Source organism: Actinomycetospora sp. 2LY8.5, from assembly GCF_057180585.1.
The window spans coordinates 280,168-297,067 of record NZ_JBXUHE010000005.1 but is presented as its reverse complement, the minus strand read 5'-3'; the positions used below and the strand labels follow the sequence as shown (position 1 = coordinate 297,067).

The following is a 16,900-nucleotide window of genomic DNA, read 5'->3' as shown; positions in this document are numbered from 1 at the left end:
GGGAAACCTGCTGGTCAGGGTGGAGCCGCCTTCGGGATTCGAACCCGAGACCTACGCATTACGAGTGCGTTGCTCTGGCCGACTGAGCTAAGGCGGCAATGGTCACGAGTGTAGGGCAGGCGCCCGCCGCGTTGAGCAGGCGGGTCAGGCCAGCAGCAGGACGCCGAGCACGACGAGCGCGACCACCTTGGCAACCTCCAGCCCGATGTAGGCCAGATGCGCCCGGGAGCGCGGTGGCTTCTCGCCGGCGAGGACGCGGTCGGAGCGGCGGTTGAGCACCGGGCGCACGAGGGCCAGCTGCACGATCAGCAGCGCCACGAGAACGGCCACCGCGACGGCGGGCCCCGTCGGCAGGCCGGCCAGGACCACGCCCACGACGACGAGCGCCGCCAGCACCAGCTCGGCGACGTTCAGCGCCCGGAAGACGAGCCGCCCGATCCCGAGGCCGATCACCGTCGTCACACCCGGCGCGCGGAACTTCAACGGCGCCTCGAGGAACGAGAGCGCCAGCACCATGCCGAGCCACACGAAGGTCGCCGCCGCCGCCACTGCCACGACTCGGTATAGCACCCGGGAACAACGGCGCACGTCGGAAGGGTTGCGACAGTCGTGGGGATCAGTGCGCTCGGCGCGGTCGTGCTCGTCGGTGTCCTCGTCGTCGCCACCCTCGTCGGGCTCGCCCTGCAGCGGCGCGACGGACGGATCCGGTCCTCGGAGAGCGCCGCGCACGGCTGGGACCTCGCGGAGGTCTCCCCCGAACCCGACGACCGCGTGCTCCTCCTGCAGCTCTCCTCGCCCATCTGCACGCCGTGCGCGCGGACCCGCGAGGAGCTCGAGATCCTCACCGGCGAGCACGCGGGGGTCCGTCACGTCGAGATCGACGTCGCCGACCGGCCCGACGTCGCCCAGGCCCTGCACGTTCTGCGCACCCCCACCACCGTTGCCTTCGGCCGCAGCGGCACCGAGCTGCTGCGCGTCGGCGGCGTCCCACGGCGCGCGGACCTCGTCGCCGCCCTGTCCCTCGAGGAGTCCCGTTGACCGAGCAGCTCGACCCTCGCGGCGTCCGCTTCGCCGCCGCCGTGACCACGGTCGTCCTGGCCGTCGTGCTCCTCACCGGCAGCGGCGTGCTGGCCGCCCTGCAGGCGGTGGTGTTCGCGATCCCGGTCGCCGCCGGGATGCGGTACTCGCCCTACGGCGCGCTCTACCGGGTGCTGCTCGCTCCGCGTCTCGGCCCGCCGAGCGAGCGGGAGGACGCCGCGCCGGTGCGGTTCTCGCAGGCGGTGGGGCTGGTCTTCACGGTCGTCGCCGCCGTCGGCTACCTGAGCGGCGCGACCGTGCTCGGTGTCGTCGCGACCGCGATGGCCCTCGCCGCGGCGTTCCTCAACGCGGCGTTCGGCTTCTGTCTCGGCTGCGAGATGTACGGGCTGCTCGCGCGGGTGCGCGCAGCGCGCTGACCGTCAGTCCGTCGGGTGCAGCGCCGGCGGGACGGCGTCGAGGGCGATCCCGAACGCGTCGCGGTAGGTCGCCAGCTGCTCCTGGGCGGACAGGTCGCGTTCGGTGCGGGTGCCGTCGTCGGCGGTCTCGATGAACGTCGGGCCCGAGATGGTCACCCGTCCGGTCGGGGTCAGCCGGGAGCAGGTGACCTCGCGGGTGAACGGCGACGTCGGCGACGTGCGGTGCCACCAGGCCATCGGCACGAAGTCGCCCAGCGAGCGCGTCCGCGGGTCGAGGCGGTACTGGGCCTTGTCGCCCCAGAACACGTCGAGCTCCCCGTCCGGCGCGTCGCGGACGGTGAAGACGCCCGAGCGGTCGGGCTGCTCGTCCCGGGACTCCAGGTCGAGCGGGCCGACGGCGAACCGGCCGAAGCCGACGTCGACGAGGGTCCTGTCGCCGACGATCAGCGCCATGTGGTCGCCGGGGAACGAGAGCCCGTCGGGAGTGGCGACGCGGGCTGAGCACCGCGTCACCACGTACCCGAGCTCGCTCAGCAACCAGGCGAAGGCACCGTTGAGCTCATAGCAGAACCCGCCACGACGACGCGCCACGACCTTGCCGACCAGCGCCCCGTCCTCCAGGGGCACGTGGTCGCGCTCGTGGATCGAGACGTTCTCGAAGGGGACGGTCTCGAGGTGTCGGCGCATCAGCACGTCGAGCGGGTCCCCGGTCGCCGCACCGATCCGCGTCAGGTAGTCCGCCGCGTCCACGAGCCCGGTATACACGGGTCATGCGCGTCGCCCTAGCCCAGGTTCTCGCGACCGACGACCCGTCGGCGAACCTCGAGATCGTCGCCGACCACGCCGCCCTCGCCGCCCAGCAGGGCGCGACGGTGGTCGTGTTCCCCGAGGCGACGATGTGCCGGTTCGGGGTGTCGCTGAAGCCGATCGCCGAGCCCCTCGACGGCCCGTGGGCGAGCGAGGTCCGTCGCATCGCGGAGCGGAACGACGTACTGATCGTCGCGGGGATGTTCACCCCGACCGCGGACGGCCGCATCACCAACACGCTGCTCGTCACCGGCCGCGGCGTGGACACGGCCTACGACAAGATCCATCTCTACGACGCGTTCGGCTTCCGGGAGTCCGACACGGTCGCTCCGGGCACGAAACCGGTGACGGTGACGGTCGACGGCACGACGCTCGGGCTCGCGACCTGCTACGACATCCGTTACCCGGAGCTGTTCCGTGCCCTCGCCGACCAGGGCGCGACCGTGACGGTGCTGCCGGCGAGCTGGGGTGCGGGCCCGGGCAAGGTCGAGCAGTGGCAGCTCATGGTGCGTGCACGGGCGCTCGACGCGACGACGTTCGTGCTCGCCGCCGACCAGGCCGACCCGACGAGTCGGGGAATCGACCCGGGCACGGCGCCCCGCGGCGTCGGGCACAGCCTGGCGGCGTCCCCGTTCGGCGTGACGATCGACGAGCTCGGCGCGGACCCGGGGCTGCTCGTGGTCGACGTCGACCCCGAGCAGATCCCCGAGGTCCGAGCCACGTTGCCAGTGCTCGCGAACCGCCGGCTCTGACCGGTCAGGCGGCCGGGCGGGTCATCCAGCGGACGCGGTCCTGGTGGGGGGCGAGACGGTTGAGCAGGTCGCGCCGAGCCGCCGGGGCCGCGGGCGCGGTGAACGCCTCGTCGCGCGTCACGCGGGCGCGCATCGCGCTCGGGTCGAGCACGATGACCTCCGAGGCACCGCGGAGCCTCGTCTCCAGGTCGGTGTCGCCGGAGTGGGCGGCGGCGCCGCCCATGCGGTCCGCCAGGACCCTCGCCGCGGCGAGGCCGCGGGCGTCGGGTCGAGCGGCGATGACGAGGACGCGGGCCTCGTCGGAGCTCTGTCGGGGCGCGGGGATGGTGACGTGGGAGGAAGCGGGGCGCGCGGGGGAACTCATCGTGCAGGGCTCCAGATGGGTCGCCGTTGTCGTGCGACGACACGTGGGTGATACGTCCTGATAGACGGCTGTGATGTTTCTCGGTTGCCGGCCGGCGAGGGTGATCCGTACCTCCCCGTACCTCACGGCAGCACCCGGGTGAGGGCGTCGACGAACGCCTCCGGCGCGTCCTCGGTGAGGAAGTGGCCGGCGCCCTCGACGGTGTGGAGGCGGGCGCCCGGGATGGTGTCGCGCAAGGCCGTCCCGGCGGTGCTCGGCAACCAGGTGTCGTCGGCGCCCCAGACGACGTCGGTCGGCGCGGTGATCTCGCCGAGGCGGGCGACGACGTCGTGGGTGTCCGCCTCGGAGAAGCCGGCGACCTGGTCGAGATAGCGCTGCTGGCCCTCCGGCCCGGCGTAGCGGTCGAGGTAGGCGCGTTCGGCCGCCGCGCCGAGACCGGCGGCCGACGTCGTGCGGAGGTGCGCGGCGATCAGCGCCGCGAAGGCGCCGTTCGGCATCGACCGGTAGACGTCGAGGTGCTCCTGCATGTGCGCGGCCGTGGCAGTGACCCACGGCGAGAGGACCGCGGCGTCGGCGAGGACCAGGCCCGCCGCCGGGACGCCATGGACGAGGTGGGCGCGCAGGACCGTCGCGGCGCCGATGTCGTGGCCGACGAGCACGGGTGCCTCGAGACCCCAGAGCTCGACGAGCGCGGCGAGGGTCCGGGCGTGGGCGGCGACGGAGGGGCCGTTCCCGATGCAGCCGGTGGAGTCGCCGTAGGTCGGCAGGTCCCAGAGGTGGACGGGGCGGTCCTGCGCGAGCGCCGGCGCGACGTGACGCCAGAGGTACGACCACGACGGCGTGCCGTGGGTGAGGACGACGGGCGTGCCGGGACGGTCGGCACCGAGGACGTCGACGGCGACGGTGCCGGTCGGCAGGGTCACGCGGTGGCGGAGGGCCCAGGTCGCGAGGTCGGTGGTCACAGTTCCTCCTGACAGAGCTAAACTCTTTCTTAGAGCCTTACCTTAGGAGAGGGTGCGTAAGGGTTGCAAGCGCTATTTGAGGATTACGTCGCCGCGGCCGGGCTGGCGACGGAGCTCGTGAACACGGCGCCCGGGGTCTGGCACGGCGAGGACCAGCTCCCGGACGCCGATGCGCTCACGGCGTTCCTGGGGGAGCACGGGATCGCGTCGGCGGTGGGCGACGGGGACGTCGCCGCCGTCCGTGAGGTCCGCGGCCGCTTGCGCGACGTCCTCGACCAGCGGGACACCGAGGCACTCGGGAGCGGGGCGTCGGCGCTCGTCGCGCGCGGGATCGGCACGGTCGAGCTCGCGCCGGACGAGCGGGGACGGTTGCAGTGGATCGCGCTCCCCCGGGAGGACGCCGCGCTCGCCGACCGGCTGGCCCTGCTGGGCGGGCTCGGCGTGCTCGGGGCGCTGCGGGCCCTGGGACCGGAGCGGTTCCGCGACTGCGCCTCGGACACGTGCTCGGGGGTCTTCATCGACACCAGTCGCCCGGGGCGGCGGCGCTACTGCATGCCCGATCTCTGCGGGAACCGCGCCAACGTGGCGGCCTACCGCGCGCGCCGGAGAGCGAGCGGGGGGATTTCCTGACGTCGAACGTCAGTCATTCGCCTCCGGCGCGGCAGCTCCGCTCCGCTGCGTGCCGCCGACGACCCCCAGGCTGAAACCCCCCGGACCACGCCCGGCCCGGCGTGTCGCGCGAGCGAGGATGTGGCGATCCTGGCGTCAGACGCCAGCGATGCCGCATCGCTCGCACCCCGGCGACTCGAGATCAGCGCAAGGTGCCGGCGAGGTCGGCGGCGGCGAGGAGGGCGACGAGCACGGGCACGACGCCGGTGTCCGGGACGCGGTAGGTGCGGCCGTCCTGCTCGACGACGCGGGCGGCGGTGAGCGTGCGCAGGTGGTGGTAGAGCTGGCCGGACGAGGAGAGCTCGGCCGCCTCGACCAGGTCGCTCGTCCCCGCCGGCCCGGTCAGCAGACGGCGCACCAGGGCCAGGCGCACGGGGTGGCCGAGCGCGGCGAGCACCTCGGACACCGGGCCGGCGGCGAGGCCGAGGGTGGCGGCGGCGTCGTAGCCGATCGTCCACGTGATCGGGTTCGTGCCCTCCTGCAGGCGCACGCTGCCGTGGTAGCCGACCTCGCCCGCCTCGCCGGTCGGCCGGTCGGCAGTAGTCGGGTCGTCCACTCGCTCCTCGAGCGCCGCGACGCGCGCCTCGAGGGCGTCGAGACGAGCCTCGGGGGTGTCCACGCTCAGGCCAGGCAGAGGACGCGGGAGCGGGCGGCCGGGTCCTCCAGTGCCGAGGACAGCAGGCGCAGCTGCGCGAGCCCCACCTCGCTCGGGTCGGTGGTCGGCGCGTAGCCCCGCCCGAGCAGCACGCCGATCCCGATCGTGCCGTCCGGCCGGCGGATGCTGAGCACCATCGCGCCGACGCCCGGGAAGGAACCGCCCTTGAAGGCCCGGAACTGGCCGTCCGGGCGCTGCCCGGTGACCTCGAGCTCGCCGCGGGCGACGTCGGCGCCCGTCCCGAAGGACCCGCTGATCACCGCGCGCCACAGCCCGGCGAGCTGCGCCGCGGAGCCCGTCGAGGTCGCCTGCGCCCACCGCTCGCTCTCCAGCAGGTAGGCCTCGACGTCCTCGGCCTGCGCGACCAGGCGCTGCCGGGACTCCTCGCGGTACGCCGGGTCGGACGCGAAGCGCTGCGCCATCGCAAGCTCCGCGGGACCGCGGACCGAGCGCGGCGCCGACAGCGGCGGCGCCTCCTGGGGGCGGACCAGCGCGAGCTGCGCGCCGAGCTCCGAGGGCAGGTCGAAGCCCCGCCACCCACCCGACGCCGCCGCGTCGAGCAGCGCCTGGTCGCCGAGCCGGTCACGCAGGTAGTCGGCGGCGGCATTGTCGCTGGCCTGCACGATCGCCGTGACCATCTGCTGGAGCGTCACCGTGCGGTTCGGGTCGACGGCGCCCTGCACGCCGTTGCGCGGGATGCCGAGGAGGTCGAGCGCGGTCGCGTGGGCACCGCCGTCCGAGGCGAGGTACCAGTTCTCCCAGTCGCCGATGCGGACCTGCTCGTCGGGACGCAGGCGGCCCTCGGCCACCGCCCGGCCGTACGCCGCGACGTGCACGATCTTGGCCGCCGACGCCACGGGCATCTGCGTGTCCGGGGCGTGCGAGACGACCGAGCCCCGCCCGTCGTCCACCACCAGACCCACGTCGCCGGACGTCGCGGCCATGATGCCGAGCCACCCGTCGACCGTCGTCGGGTCCGCGGGAGGCGCGGGTGCGCAGTCCGCCGGGCGCGGCGGGTTCGCGGGCACGGTGGCCGCGGGCACGGCCGGCGCCGCGTCCCCGCCGGGGGCGCCCGACGAGCAGGCGGCCGGCACGAGCAGCGCCAAGGCCAGGACCATCGCGATTCCGTTCTTACGGAATTCCGGCATAACGGCAAGAGTAGGCGGTCGCCGCGGAACGCGCCATCGCGTGTGGCTCGGGGCGGGCCTGCGCGAGCGGCTCAGCCCGCCCGCAACGCCGTGACGAGCGCGTCGATCGCGATCTCGGGCTTCACGTTGGCGGCCAGCGCGTCGCGGCACGCGAGGATCGCCTCGAGGCGGCGCAGCGACGCCTCGGGCGTGCTGTCGCGCGCGGCGTTGCCGACCTCGGTGGCGCGGTCGGGGTGGGTCGACGTGACCGACGCGCCCACCCCCCGCACGAGGACGTCGCGGTAGTAGCCGGCGAGGTCGACCAGCGCGCGGTCGAGGGCGTCGCGCTTGGTGCGGGTGAGCCGTGACTTCTGCTTCTTCTCGAGGTCCTTCTCCGCCGCACGCGCCGAGCGTTGGGCCTGGGCGGTGCCCTTGCCCGTGCCGCCGGCGCCGAGGGAGACCGCGAGCTCCTCGCGCTCGGCCTCGTCGCGCGAGGCGGCGAGGGCGGCGGCCTCGGTCTCGGCCGCGCCGACCATGGCGTCCGACGCGGCGAAGGCGTCGCCGGGCGAGCGCAGCGCACGGGGCAGGGCGAGGACGGCGTCGCGCTCCTCGCGGGCCTCGGGGACCCGCGCGAGGCGCCGCGCCCGCCCGATGTGCCCGCCGCACACCGACGCCGCCCAGGTCGCGTCGGCCTCGGGGATGCCGTCGCGCTCGACGAGCACGGCGGCGATCGCCTCCGCCGCCGGCGCGCGCAGGCGGACCGCGCGGCAGCGCGAGCGGATGGTCACCGAGATGTCGTCGGGGTGCTCCGACGGGCAGCACAGCAGGAAGACCGTGCGCTCCGCGGGCTCCTCCACCGACTTGAGCAGGGCGTTGGAGGCCTGCTCGGTGAGACGGTCGGCGTCCTCGACGATGACGATCTGCCAGCGCGCCGTCGTGGGCCGGCGGGCGGCGACGTCGATGGTCGACCGCACCTCCTTGACGCCGATCGACAGGCCCTCGGGGACGATCTCGCGCACGTCGGCGTGGGTGCCGGCCATGACCGTGTGGCAGGCGGGGCAGTCGCCGCAGCCCTGGTGCGGGCACTGCAGCGCGGCCGCGAAGGCGCGTGCGGCCACCGAGCGCCCCGAACCGGGCGGGCCGGTGAACAGCCAGGAGTGGGTCATGCCGGCGCCGGCGCCGGTGTCGCCGTCGTCGAGCTCGTCGGAGAACCGCACGTCGGCGCCGCGCTCGGCCGCCGCCTGCAGCTCCGCCACGGCGGCCGGCTGACCGACGACCTGGGTCCAGACGCTCACCCCGTCGATGATGCCGCACCCCTCCGACGACCGAAGGTCCGCCGGTACTCGTCCGGCGTCGCGCCGACCTCGCGGACGAACGGGCGGCGCAGGCCCGCCGCCGTCGCGAACCCGCACCGCCCGGCCACCGCGTCGACGGACAGGTCGGTCGCCTCGAGCAGCTCCTGGGCGAGCCGGACACGCTCGCGGGCGAGCCAGCGCGCCGGGGTCGAGCCGACCGCGTCGTGGAACCACCGCGCGAACGTCCGCGGGCTCGTGCCGGCGGCGCGGGCCCACTCGTCCACGCCGATCGGGCGGTCGAGGCGCCGACGCGCCCAGTCCAGGCTTGCGGCGAACCCCGAGGCCGGGAGGTCCGGCGCGGCGGTCGGCACGAACTGGGCCTGCCCGCCGTCCCGGTGCGGCGCCACCACGCTGTGGCGCGCGACGATCCCGGCCACGCGGCTGCCGTGGTCGCGCCGCACCAGGTGCAGGCACAGGTCCAGCCCGGCCGCGGAGCCCGCGGAGGTCAGCACGTCGCCGTCGTCGACGTAGAGCACGATGCGCCGCAGGTCGACCCGCGGGTGGCGCCGCGCCAGCTCGTCGACGTACTCCCAGTGCGTGATCGCCGGGCGCCCGTCCAGCAGCCCCGCCGCGGCCAGCACGAACGCTCCCGTGCAGATCGAGGCGATTCGCGCGCCGCGCGCGTGGGCGGCGCGCAGGGCCTCCAGCAGAGCCTCCGGATACTCCGTGCGGTCGCCGCGGGGCGGCGGGACGACGACGGTGTCCGCGTCGACCAGGGCATCGAGGCCCCAGGGCGTGTCCAGGAGGCCCCAGACACCGAGCCGCAGCGGGCCCGGCTCGGCCGCGACGACCCGCAGGTCGTACCAGTCCGTCGCCGGCAGCCCCACCGCCGCCGCGCGGTCGGTGCCCAGCACCTCGACGATCGTCGAGAGCTCGAACATCGGCGTGCCGTCGGTGACCGGGGCGGCGACGATGTGCATGGCAGAAATGTATCGAACACCGTCACATCTGCCACTCGTCGGATGGACACCGCCGGACGACCATCGAGCCATGGCCTCGACGTGGTGGCGCCGGATGCGGGAGCAGTGGGAGCTGTACAACCAGGCCTGGGACCGGGTCCAGCGCGCGCAGAACCCGTGGGAGCAGGAGGGCCCGCTGCGGTGGGCCCGGCGCTACGGCCGGGGCTGGGAGCTGCACGGGGCGACGCTGGAGGGCGAGCCCCCGCGCCGGGATCGCTAGCGGCCGGCAGGCTCCGACCGCGCACCGGCGAGCGCGCGGTCGAGCACCGGGCCGAGCGCATCCCGCACGCGCACGGCCACCTCGTCCGGCGTGCCGTCGGCGTCGATGCGCACGTAGCGGTCGGGGTCGGCGGCGGCCACCTCGGTGAGCGTGCGCTGGACCTGCCAGGTGTCGACGACCCCGCCGGAGACGGAGCGATGAGGGGAGCCCGCCGACACGGGAGCTCGACCATCGGGATCCGTGACCGCCGTCGGGTCGGAGGCGCTCGGGTCGCGGTCGAGCAGCACGGTGACGTCGGGACGCACCGCGCCGGTCGCCCATGCGCCGAGGCGCTGCAGGTCGGCGGCGTCGAGCTCGTCGCCGGCGCGGGCCAGCGGGGAGTCCAGACCGCCCTCGATGACGACGACCCGGCCCGCGCGCAGGGCGGGCAGCACCTCGTGGGCGAGCACGTCGGCGCGCACGGCCGCGGCGACGAGGGCCCGGGCGCGCGGCCCGTCGAGCCCGCTGGCGGACACCGCCGCCGACACCCGCGTCGCGTCGGTGGCGCTGCGGCCGGCGAGCACCACGTCGGCGCCCTGCTCGGCGAGCCGGCGCACGAGACGCTCGCTCTGCTCGGCGGTGTCGGTGCGCGAGGCGCCCTCGACCGCGATCAGCAGGCCGGGCTCGCCGTGGCGGCTGCGGCGCAGCGCGCGCTTGACGTCGGCGAGGATCGTGCGGTCGCGGCGGTCGTCCATCTGATGGTAGGCGAGCACGCCGACCGCGGCGGCGACGATGCCCGCCCCGAACATCACGAACCGCGTGCCGTCGACCTGCGAGGGCTGCCCGAACAGCGTCAGCGTCCGCGACTGCACGAGCCCGACCAGCAGCGGGACCACCGACATCGACGCCAGCAGGTCGACGCGCACGATCGACTGCACGAACGCGACGACCCGCCCACGCACCGCGTCCTCGACCTGCGCGCCGATGATCGTCAGCCCGGTGAGCAGCGCCGTCCCGGCGAAGAAGCCGACGAGGACGACGGTGACCAGCGCGAGGTAGAGGTGCCACGCGACCGCGACGGCGAGCAGCGAGGTGCCGGCGCCGACGATGGCCACGCCGAACAGCCGGTGGTGGGGCATCCGCCGGGCCATGCGCGGCACCGTCGCCATCCCGAGCGCGAGCCCGGTGAACAGGGCGATGAACAGCACCGAGTAGGCCGCGTCGCCGCCGCCCAGGCTCGTCGCGTAGAGCCGGGCGCTCGCGATGACCGCGCCGCCGGCCGCGAAGGCGCCGACGATGCCGACCACGAGGCCGCGGATCAACGGCGTCGTCGACACGAACTGGGCGCCGTCGCGCAGCATGGCCAGCAGACCGGGGGCCGCCGCGCGGCGTTCCGCGCTGCGGCCGGAGATCTCGGGGATGCGGAAGGCGACGGTGAACGCCGTGAGCAGCGCGGCGAGGCCGTTGACGACGAGGGCGAGGTAGACCGTGGTGGTCGGGCTCGGGTGCCAGCCCGCGATGTTGCCCGACTTCGAGATCAGCGCGAAGGCGCCGGCGGCGCTGATGACGGCGACACCGTAGGTCATCACCAGGGAGAGCTGGTTGGCCGTCTCGACCTGGTCGGAGCGCTTGAGCAGGTTGGGGACCGACGAGTCCTTGGCCGGGATCCACACCAGCGCGCACAGCTCGATGAGGAACGTCGCCGCGAACAGCCACCACAGCGAGCCCACGAGCGGGATCGACAGGAAGAGCATGGCTTTCCCGACGTCGCAGGTGACCATCACCGTGCGCCGGTCGAACTTGTCGGCGAGCACGCCGCCCAGCGGAGCCATGAACAGTGCCGGCAGCAGCTTGGTGGCCACGACGCCACCGAGCGCGAAGCTCTGGGCCTGGTAGCCGCTGGTCAGCTGGGTCGCGAGTGCCGTCAGGGCGAGCAGGGAGAGCCAGTCGCCGAAGCTCGCCACCGCGGTGACCGCCCAGAGTCTGCGGAACGGGCGGATCGCGAGCACGCTGCGGATCCGGTGCGTCGCGGACGGCGCGCCGGACTCGGCGGGCTGCTCGTCGATCCCTGATCACCCCTCGCCTCGACCCGGCCCTCCCCGCAGGGTAGTGGCGCGCGGGATCCTTCGGCGAGGCGCCGCTCAGCAGGTGCCGTCGGCCTGCATCTCCTGGATCTCCTCGGCGACCTGGCACGCGCCGGCGCCGTCCGGACCGGTCGCGAGGCGCTGCAGGAGCGCGCGGAACTGGTCGCGCTCGGCGGGGTCGAGCGGGGCGAGGAGCTCCTCCTCGGCGGCGCGCAGGTCGCGCTCGAGCCCGCACAGCCGGGCCCGTCCCGCCTCGGTGAGCAGGACCTGGCGCGCGCGCCGGTCGGCCGGGTCGGGACGGCGCTCGACGAGACCGGCACCCTCGAGCTCGTCGAGCAGGTAGGTCATCACCGTCCGGTCGACGCCGAGCGTGCGCGCGAGCGCCAGCTGCGAGCGCGGCGGCCCCTCCGCCAGCCCGGCCAGCACCTGGTAGCCGCGCGGGCCGCCCGGCAGGCCCGACACCACGTCCTGGGCGGTGCGGAGGTGGGCACGTGCCACCCGGCCCAGGGCCCAGCCCAGGTCGGCCTCGACGCGCGGAGTGGTCACGACCACAGGCTAGCGGGTAGCAGTTACTTCTGTTGACAAGAACGTCTGCCCAACAGAACATCTTGGTGACAGCACTTGTTCTGCTTCTCCCGGAGGACCCCGTGACCCTGTTCCGTCTCGACAGCAGCATCCGCACCGAGGGCTCGGTGAGCCGCGAGGTCGCCGACACACTCGAGCGGGCCTACCTCGACCAGCACCCGGACGGCTCCGTCGTGCACCGCGACCTGCGCACCGACCCCGTGCCCGCCGACGCCTGGCCGACGGCCGCGTTCGCCGGCTTCACCCCCGAGGACCAGCGCACCGACGAGCAGCGCGCCGCGGTCGGGCTCGCCGCCGAGTTGGCCGACGAGGTCGACGCCGCCGACGCGCTCGTCATCGCGACACCGCTCTACAACTTCGGGGTGTCGCAGCAGCTCAAGATGTGGATCGACCTGCTCATCACCGACCCGCGCTTCGCGCCCGGCACGTCGCCGCTGTCCGGCAAGCAGGTCACGCTCGTGATCGCGCGCGGCGGCGGCTACGGCGAGGGCACCCCGCGCGCGGGGTGGGACCACGCCACCGCCTGGATCGTGCGCATCCTCGGCGACGTGTGGGGCGGCGACGTCACCCTCGTCGAGGCCGAGCTGACGCTCGCCGACAGCGTCGAGGCGATGGCGGAGCTGCGCCCGCTCGCCGACCAGGTGCGCGCCCGCGCCCACGAGCTCGCCGGCGACGCCGGCCGGGAGATGGCCCGCAGCGTGGCCGCCGGGGTGGCCTGAGGTCGCCCGAGGTCGCCCGACCGCGCGCCCGGGACCCGTGTCCTCAGCAGGACACGGGTCCCGTCGGGTCAGCTGGTGGGTGTCCCCCGCGTCGAGCTCCTGCCCGACTTCGCGGTGGACTTCTTCGCGGTGCCGGTCTTCGCGCCTGCCTTCTTGGCCGGGGCCCTCTTCGCCGCCGGCTTCTTGGCTCCGGGCTTGGTGCCGTCCTTGGCCCGCTTCTCGGCCAGCAGCTCGGCGGCCCGCTCGTCGGTGAGGCTCTCCACCGCGTCACCCTTGCGCAGCGAGGCGTTCACGCCCGCGCCGTCGGTGACGTACGGGCCGAAGCGGCCGTCCTTGACGACCATTGGGTTGCCCGACGCCGGGTCGGTGCCGAGCTCCTTGAGCGGCGGCTTCGCCGCGGCCCGGCCCCGCTGCTTGGGCTGGGCGTAGAGCTTCTGCGCCTCCTCGAGGGTCACCGTGAACAGCTTCTCCTCGCTGTCCAGCGACCGGGAGTCCTTGCCCTTCTTGAGGTACGGCCCGTAGCGCCCGTTCTGGGCGGTGATCTCCTCGCCCGACTCGGGGTCGGTGCCGACCACGCGCGGCAGGCTCAGCAGCTTGAGCGCGTCATCGAGGGTGATCTCCGCCAGCGTCATGGACCGGAAGAGCGAGCCGGTGCGCGGCTTGGACGTGTCGCCCTCGTCCAGCACCTCGGTGACATAGGGCCCGTACCGGCCCTCCTTGGCGAGGATCTCGTGGCCCGACTCCGGGTCGGTGCCCAGCGAGCGCCCCTCCTGCGGGGTCGCGAAGAGCTCCTCGGCGTGGGCGAGGTCGAGCTCGTCGGGCGGGAGATCCTCGGGCAGGTTGGCCCGCTGGGACTTCTCCTCGCCGTCCTCGGTGACGATCCGCTCGAGATAGGGCCCGTAGCGACCGACGCGCACGACGACGTCGCGGCCCTGGTCGTCGGCGAACATCCGCAGCGAGTTGACCTCGCGCGCGTCGATGCCCTCGAGCTTGTCGCCGACGAGCTTCTTCAGCCCGCCGAGGTTCGACATCGACGCCTCGACGCCGTCGCCCTTCGGCGAGCTGCCGTTGCCGCCGAAGTAGAAGTGCGACAACCACGTCTCGCGCTGGGCCTCGCCGGCCGCGATGGCGTCGAGCTCGTCCTCGAGCGCGGCGGTGAAGTCGTAGTCGACGAGGCGCCCGAAGTGCTGCTCCATCAGCCCGACCACGGCGAACGCGATCCAGCTGGGGACGAGAGCGCCGCCCTTCTTCCAGACGTAGCCGCGCTCCTGGATCGTGTTGATGATCGACGCGTAGGTCGAGGGGCGGCCGATGCCGCGCTCCTCGAGCGTCTTGACCAGGCTCGCCTCGGTGTAGCGCGCGGGCGGGTTGGTGCTGTGGCCCTCGGGGCTCAGCTCGTCGGCGGCGCACGCGTCGCCCTCGGCCAGGCGCGGCAGGCGGCGCTCGGCGTCGTCGGCCTCGCCGCCGGCCTCCTCGTCGACGGTCTCGACGTAGGCGCGCAGGAAGCCGGGGAACGTGATCGTGCGGCCGGACGCGGAGAACGTGGCTTCCTCGCCGGTCGCGGCGGTGCCGGTGATGCGCACGCTCATCGTGGTGCCGCGCGCGTCACGCATCTGGCTCGCGATCGTGCGCTGCCAGATCAGCTCGTAGACGCGGAACTCGTCGCCGGAGAGCTCTCCCGCGACCTGGCCGGGGGTCCGGAACGTCTCGCCCGCAGGCCGGATCGCCTCGTGGGCCTCCTGCGCGTTCTTGACCTTGCGCGTGTACTGGCGCGGCTTCTCGGCGACGTTCTCGGCGCCGTAGAGGTCGCGGGCCTGGGTGCGCGCGGCGTTGATCGCCGTGTCGGACAGCGTCGTGGAGTCCGTGCGCATGTAGGTGATGTAGCCGTTCTCGTACAGGCGCTGCGCGGTGCGCATCGTGCGCTCGGCCGAGAACCGCAGCTTGCGCCCGCCCTCCTGCTGGAGGGTCGAGGTCATGAACGGCGCGTAGGGCTTGCGCGTGTAGGGCTTCTCCTCGACCGACGAGACCGTGTAGTCGCGGTCGGTGAGGGCCTCGGCGAGCCGGCGGGCGTCGCCCTCGTCGAGGCGGCGCACGTCCTGGGTCTTGAGCCGGCCGAGGGAGTCGAAGTCGCGGCCGGTGGCCACGCGGGCGCCGTCGACGGCCGTGAGCGACGCCTTGAAGCTGCGCGGGGCCTGGTCGTCCTTCGATTCCGTGGCGCGCAGCTGCGCGTCGATGCCCCAGTAGCCGGCGGACACGAACGCCATCCGCTCGCGCTCGCGCTCGACGATCACGCGGGTCGCCACCGACTGCACCCGGCCCGCCGAGAGCTTCGGCATGACCTTCTTCCACAGCACGGGGCTGACCTCGTAGCCGTAGAGCCGGTCGAGGATGCGCCGGGTCTCCTGGGCGTCGACGAGGTCCTTGTCGAGCTCGCGGGGATTCGCCGCGGCCGCCTGGATGGCCGACTCGGTGATCTCGTGGAACACCATGCGCCGGACCGGCACCGTGGGCTTGAGCGTCTCGAGCAGGTGCCAGGCGATGGCCTCGCCCTCGCGGTCGCCGTCCGTGGCGAGGTAGAGCTCGTCGACCTCCTTGAGCGCGTCCTTCAGCTCGGTCACCGTGGACTTCTTGTCCGGGGTGACGATGTAGAGCGGCTCGAAGGAGTTGTCGACGTCGACGCCGAGGCGCGCCCACGCCTCGCCCTTGTACTTGGCGGGGACGTCGGCGGCGCCGCGCGGCAGGTCGCGGATGTGGCCGCGGCTGGACTCGACGATGTAGCGCGAGCCCAGGTAGTCGGCGATCTTGCGGGCCTTCGCGGGCGACTCGACGATCACGAGGCGGCGGCCGCCGTCACCGGCGGGGGTCGCGCCGCCGCGACCGGTCTTCCTGCCTCCACCCGAGGACGTCGCGCCGGACTTCGCGCGCGTGCCGGACCCGGCCGTCGACCCGTTCTGCGTCGGGGTCTCGGCCTCGGTGGTCGCGCTGCGTGCCGTCGTCGAGCCCTTCGTCGGTGCCACGGGCATGCCTCGTCTCGTCGTACTCATGGCGGGTCGCCACTCGCCGCCAGTGTGCCTCACGGTGTCACCTGCGCCAGGCGCGACCGGTGTCAACGCTCACGCACCAGGGTGGTGACGGGTCCTGCCGCCGGGCGTGGCGACCCGGATTCTGGACCGATCGGCGCTGTTCACGGGGCCGACCGGGTGTTCCTCGGCTCGATGTCGCCGGGCTCACACCGGCCAGACGCCCTCGGCCAGATCGCGGGGCGGTCGGCCCAGCAGCTCGCCGAGTCGACCGTGCCGTCGCCTCCCGACGATACGCAGCACCGGGGTCCGGGCCGCGCCGGCCAGGGTGGCGCCGAGCCCCGCGTGACGACTCGCCGTGAGCAGACGGTCACTCGATCCCGGAGCGTCGGGGTCGAGACCGAGCGTGTACGCCCGCCCGTCGACCGCGCCGGCCGCGAGCACCCACAGCCGCAACCGGGGTCCGTCGAGCTCGAACCCCTCGGGCACGTGCTTCATTCCCCCGCCGCCGGTCCAGGTCCTCGCGAGGTCCACCAGATCGGCCCGGAACGCCGTGCGGACCTCCGGGCGCCCGTCCCCGGCGCGCCCCACCTCGGCCGGCACCCCCCGCACCCGCAGCGCGCAGCACAGGGCCCGCACGCGCCACGTCACGAGGGGGTCGTCAGCCTCCGGCGTGCGAGCGATGCGGCGTTGCTGGCGTCTGACGCCAGGATCGCCACAGCCTCGCTGCAGCGACACGCCGGGCCCGGGGGTGGCGGGTGCCTCAGCGTGGCGGCCACCACCCGCGGCACGCAGCGTCGAGGGGAGCACGCCGATCGGGGGAGCTGCCTCGCCGGAGGCGCGAGACCGACGTCGAACGTCAGGGTGTCCGCCGGCTCGCCCCAGGAGAGCGGCGATCTCGTCCGGGTCGAGGTCGAGGAACGCGAGCTCGTCCGGGTCGACGTCGGGCCCGGGGTCGGGATCGGGTTCGGGCGTGTCGTCGGTCGCGATCTCGACGTCGACCTCCTCGTCCCCGACGTCATCGTCCTCCTCGGGCTCCGGCGCCGGCTCGGGCCCCAGGACGATCGTCAGCCGCGCCGCGGAGCCCCGCCCGAAGATCTCCGCGCGCCCCGGCCCGCAGAGCAGGCCCTCGAGGTCGGTCAGGGCGCGCGGGCGGGCGTCGGCCGAGTAGAACGACAGCTGCCCCACG

18 protein-coding genes and 1 tRNA gene are annotated in these 16,900 nt (G+C 74.2%); 6 read left to right on the top strand and 13 right to left on the bottom strand.

Going from position 1 to position 16,900, the window contains the following annotated elements; translation table 11 throughout:
* Positions 1–20: 20 nt before the first annotated feature.
* A tRNA-Thr gene (locus tag AC2A1K_RS09895) sits at positions 21–97 on the bottom strand.
* Positions 98–144: 47 nt separating this feature from the next.
* Complete coding sequence (locus AC2A1K_RS09890) at positions 145–516, bottom strand: hypothetical protein (RefSeq protein WP_483896171.1); 372 nt, start codon at positions 514–516, stop codon at positions 145–147.
* 93 nt (positions 517–609) lie between these two features.
* Between AC2A1K_RS09890 and AC2A1K_RS09885 the strand changes: the two genes are divergently transcribed.
* A complete protein-coding gene (locus AC2A1K_RS09885; RefSeq protein WP_483896134.1) occupies positions 610–1,038 on the top strand; it encodes a thioredoxin family protein in 429 nt (142 codons plus the stop codon).
* Positions 1,035–1,454: a DUF4395 domain-containing protein gene (locus AC2A1K_RS09880; RefSeq protein WP_483896133.1), complete on the top strand. Its 420-nt coding sequence runs from the start codon at positions 1,035–1,037 to the stop codon at positions 1,452–1,454. The genes AC2A1K_RS09885 and AC2A1K_RS09880 overlap by 4 nt, the downstream gene beginning before the upstream one ends.
* Positions 1,455–1,457: 3 nt before the next feature.
* On the opposite strand, the gene AC2A1K_RS09875 is transcribed toward AC2A1K_RS09880, so the two are convergent.
* Positions 1,458–2,204: an arylamine N-acetyltransferase family protein gene (locus AC2A1K_RS09875; RefSeq protein WP_483896132.1), complete on the bottom strand. Its 747-nt coding sequence runs from the start codon at positions 2,202–2,204 to the stop codon at positions 1,458–1,460.
* A 20-nt stretch (positions 2,205–2,224) separates the two neighbouring features.
* Here AC2A1K_RS09875 and AC2A1K_RS09870 point away from each other — a divergent pair, with 20 nt between their 5' ends.
* On the top strand, positions 2,225–3,013 hold the full coding sequence (locus AC2A1K_RS09870) for a carbon-nitrogen hydrolase family protein (RefSeq protein ID WP_483896131.1): 789 nt from the start codon (positions 2,225–2,227) through the stop codon (positions 3,011–3,013).
* 4 nt (positions 3,014–3,017) lie between these two features.
* On the opposite strand, the gene AC2A1K_RS09865 is transcribed toward AC2A1K_RS09870, so the two are convergent.
* Both AC2A1K_RS09865 and AC2A1K_RS09860 read right to left on the bottom strand, forming a co-directional pair.
* Positions 3,018–3,377 (bottom strand): hypothetical protein, encoded by a 360-nt coding sequence (locus AC2A1K_RS09865; RefSeq protein WP_483896130.1) that lies wholly within the window; start codon positions 3,375–3,377, stop codon positions 3,018–3,020.
* Between the two features lie 122 nt (positions 3,378–3,499).
* Positions 3,500–4,339, bottom strand: a complete 840-nt coding sequence (locus tag AC2A1K_RS09860; protein ID WP_483896129.1) for an alpha/beta fold hydrolase — start codon at positions 4,337–4,339, stop codon at positions 3,500–3,502.
* Between the two features lie 63 nt (positions 4,340–4,402).
* On the opposite strand from AC2A1K_RS09860, the gene AC2A1K_RS09855 reads away from it, so the two are divergent.
* Positions 4,403–4,969, top strand: coding sequence for a CGNR zinc finger domain-containing protein (locus tag AC2A1K_RS09855; protein ID WP_483896128.1), 567 nt, complete (start codon positions 4,403–4,405; stop codon positions 4,967–4,969).
* 181 nt (positions 4,970–5,150) lie between these two features.
* Here the strand turns inward: AC2A1K_RS09855 and AC2A1K_RS09850 are convergent, their stop codons facing one another.
* The 4 genes from AC2A1K_RS09850 to AC2A1K_RS09835 all read right to left on the bottom strand — a co-directional run bounded on the left by AC2A1K_RS09850 (position 5,151) and on the right by AC2A1K_RS09835 (position 9,065).
* Positions 5,151–5,627, bottom strand: coding sequence for an ArsR/SmtB family transcription factor (locus AC2A1K_RS09850; RefSeq protein ID WP_483896127.1), 477 nt, complete (start codon positions 5,625–5,627; stop codon positions 5,151–5,153).
* A 2-nt stretch (positions 5,628–5,629) separates the two neighbouring features.
* Entirely contained in the window at positions 5,630–6,811 is a 1,182-nt protein-coding gene (locus AC2A1K_RS09845) for a serine hydrolase (protein WP_483896126.1), read from the bottom strand.
* 71 nt (positions 6,812–6,882) lie between these two features.
* Entirely contained in the window at positions 6,883–8,085 is a 1,203-nt protein-coding gene (locus tag AC2A1K_RS09840; RefSeq protein ID WP_483896125.1) for a DNA polymerase III subunit delta', read from the bottom strand.
* Positions 8,082–9,065 carry a helix-turn-helix domain-containing protein gene (locus tag AC2A1K_RS09835; protein ID WP_483896124.1) on the bottom strand — a complete coding sequence of 328 codons (984 nt, stop codon included), beginning with the start codon at positions 9,063–9,065 and terminating at the stop codon, positions 8,082–8,084. The genes AC2A1K_RS09840 and AC2A1K_RS09835 overlap by 4 nt, the downstream gene beginning before the upstream one ends.
* A gap of 70 nt (positions 9,066–9,135) precedes the next feature.
* Here AC2A1K_RS09835 and AC2A1K_RS09830 point away from each other — a divergent pair, with 70 nt between their 5' ends.
* Entirely contained in the window at positions 9,136–9,324 is a 189-nt protein-coding gene (locus AC2A1K_RS09830) for a hypothetical protein (protein WP_483896123.1), read from the top strand.
* On the opposite strand, the gene AC2A1K_RS09825 is transcribed toward AC2A1K_RS09830, so the two are convergent.
* Positions 9,321–11,312: a bifunctional MFS transporter/dTMP kinase gene (locus tag AC2A1K_RS09825; RefSeq protein ID WP_483896122.1), complete on the bottom strand. Its 1,992-nt coding sequence runs from the start codon at positions 11,310–11,312 to the stop codon at positions 9,321–9,323. The genes AC2A1K_RS09830 and AC2A1K_RS09825 overlap by 4 nt on opposite strands.
* 132 nt (positions 11,313–11,444) lie before the next feature.
* On the bottom strand, positions 11,445–11,933 hold the full coding sequence (locus tag AC2A1K_RS09820) for a MarR family winged helix-turn-helix transcriptional regulator (protein WP_483896121.1): 489 nt from the start codon (positions 11,931–11,933) through the stop codon (positions 11,445–11,447).
* A 101-nt stretch (positions 11,934–12,034) separates the two neighbouring features.
* On the opposite strand from AC2A1K_RS09820, the gene AC2A1K_RS09815 reads away from it, so the two are divergent.
* The gene (locus tag AC2A1K_RS09815) at positions 12,035–12,691 is read left to right on the top strand and encodes an FMN-dependent NADH-azoreductase (RefSeq protein ID WP_483896120.1); all 657 of its coding nucleotides are present in this window, start codon (positions 12,035–12,037) and stop codon (positions 12,689–12,691) included.
* A gap of 68 nt (positions 12,692–12,759) precedes the next feature.
* Here AC2A1K_RS09815 and topA read toward each other — a convergent pair whose 3' ends face one another.
* On the bottom strand, positions 12,760–15,714 hold the full coding sequence (topA, locus tag AC2A1K_RS09810; RefSeq protein WP_483896119.1) for a type I DNA topoisomerase: 2,955 nt from the start codon (positions 15,712–15,714) through the stop codon (positions 12,760–12,762).
* Between the two features lie 204 nt (positions 15,715–15,918).
* Positions 15,919–16,899 (bottom strand): hypothetical protein, encoded by a 981-nt coding sequence (locus AC2A1K_RS09805; protein ID WP_483896118.1) that lies wholly within the window; start codon positions 16,897–16,899, stop codon positions 15,919–15,921.
* Position 16,900 lies beyond the last annotated feature (1 nt).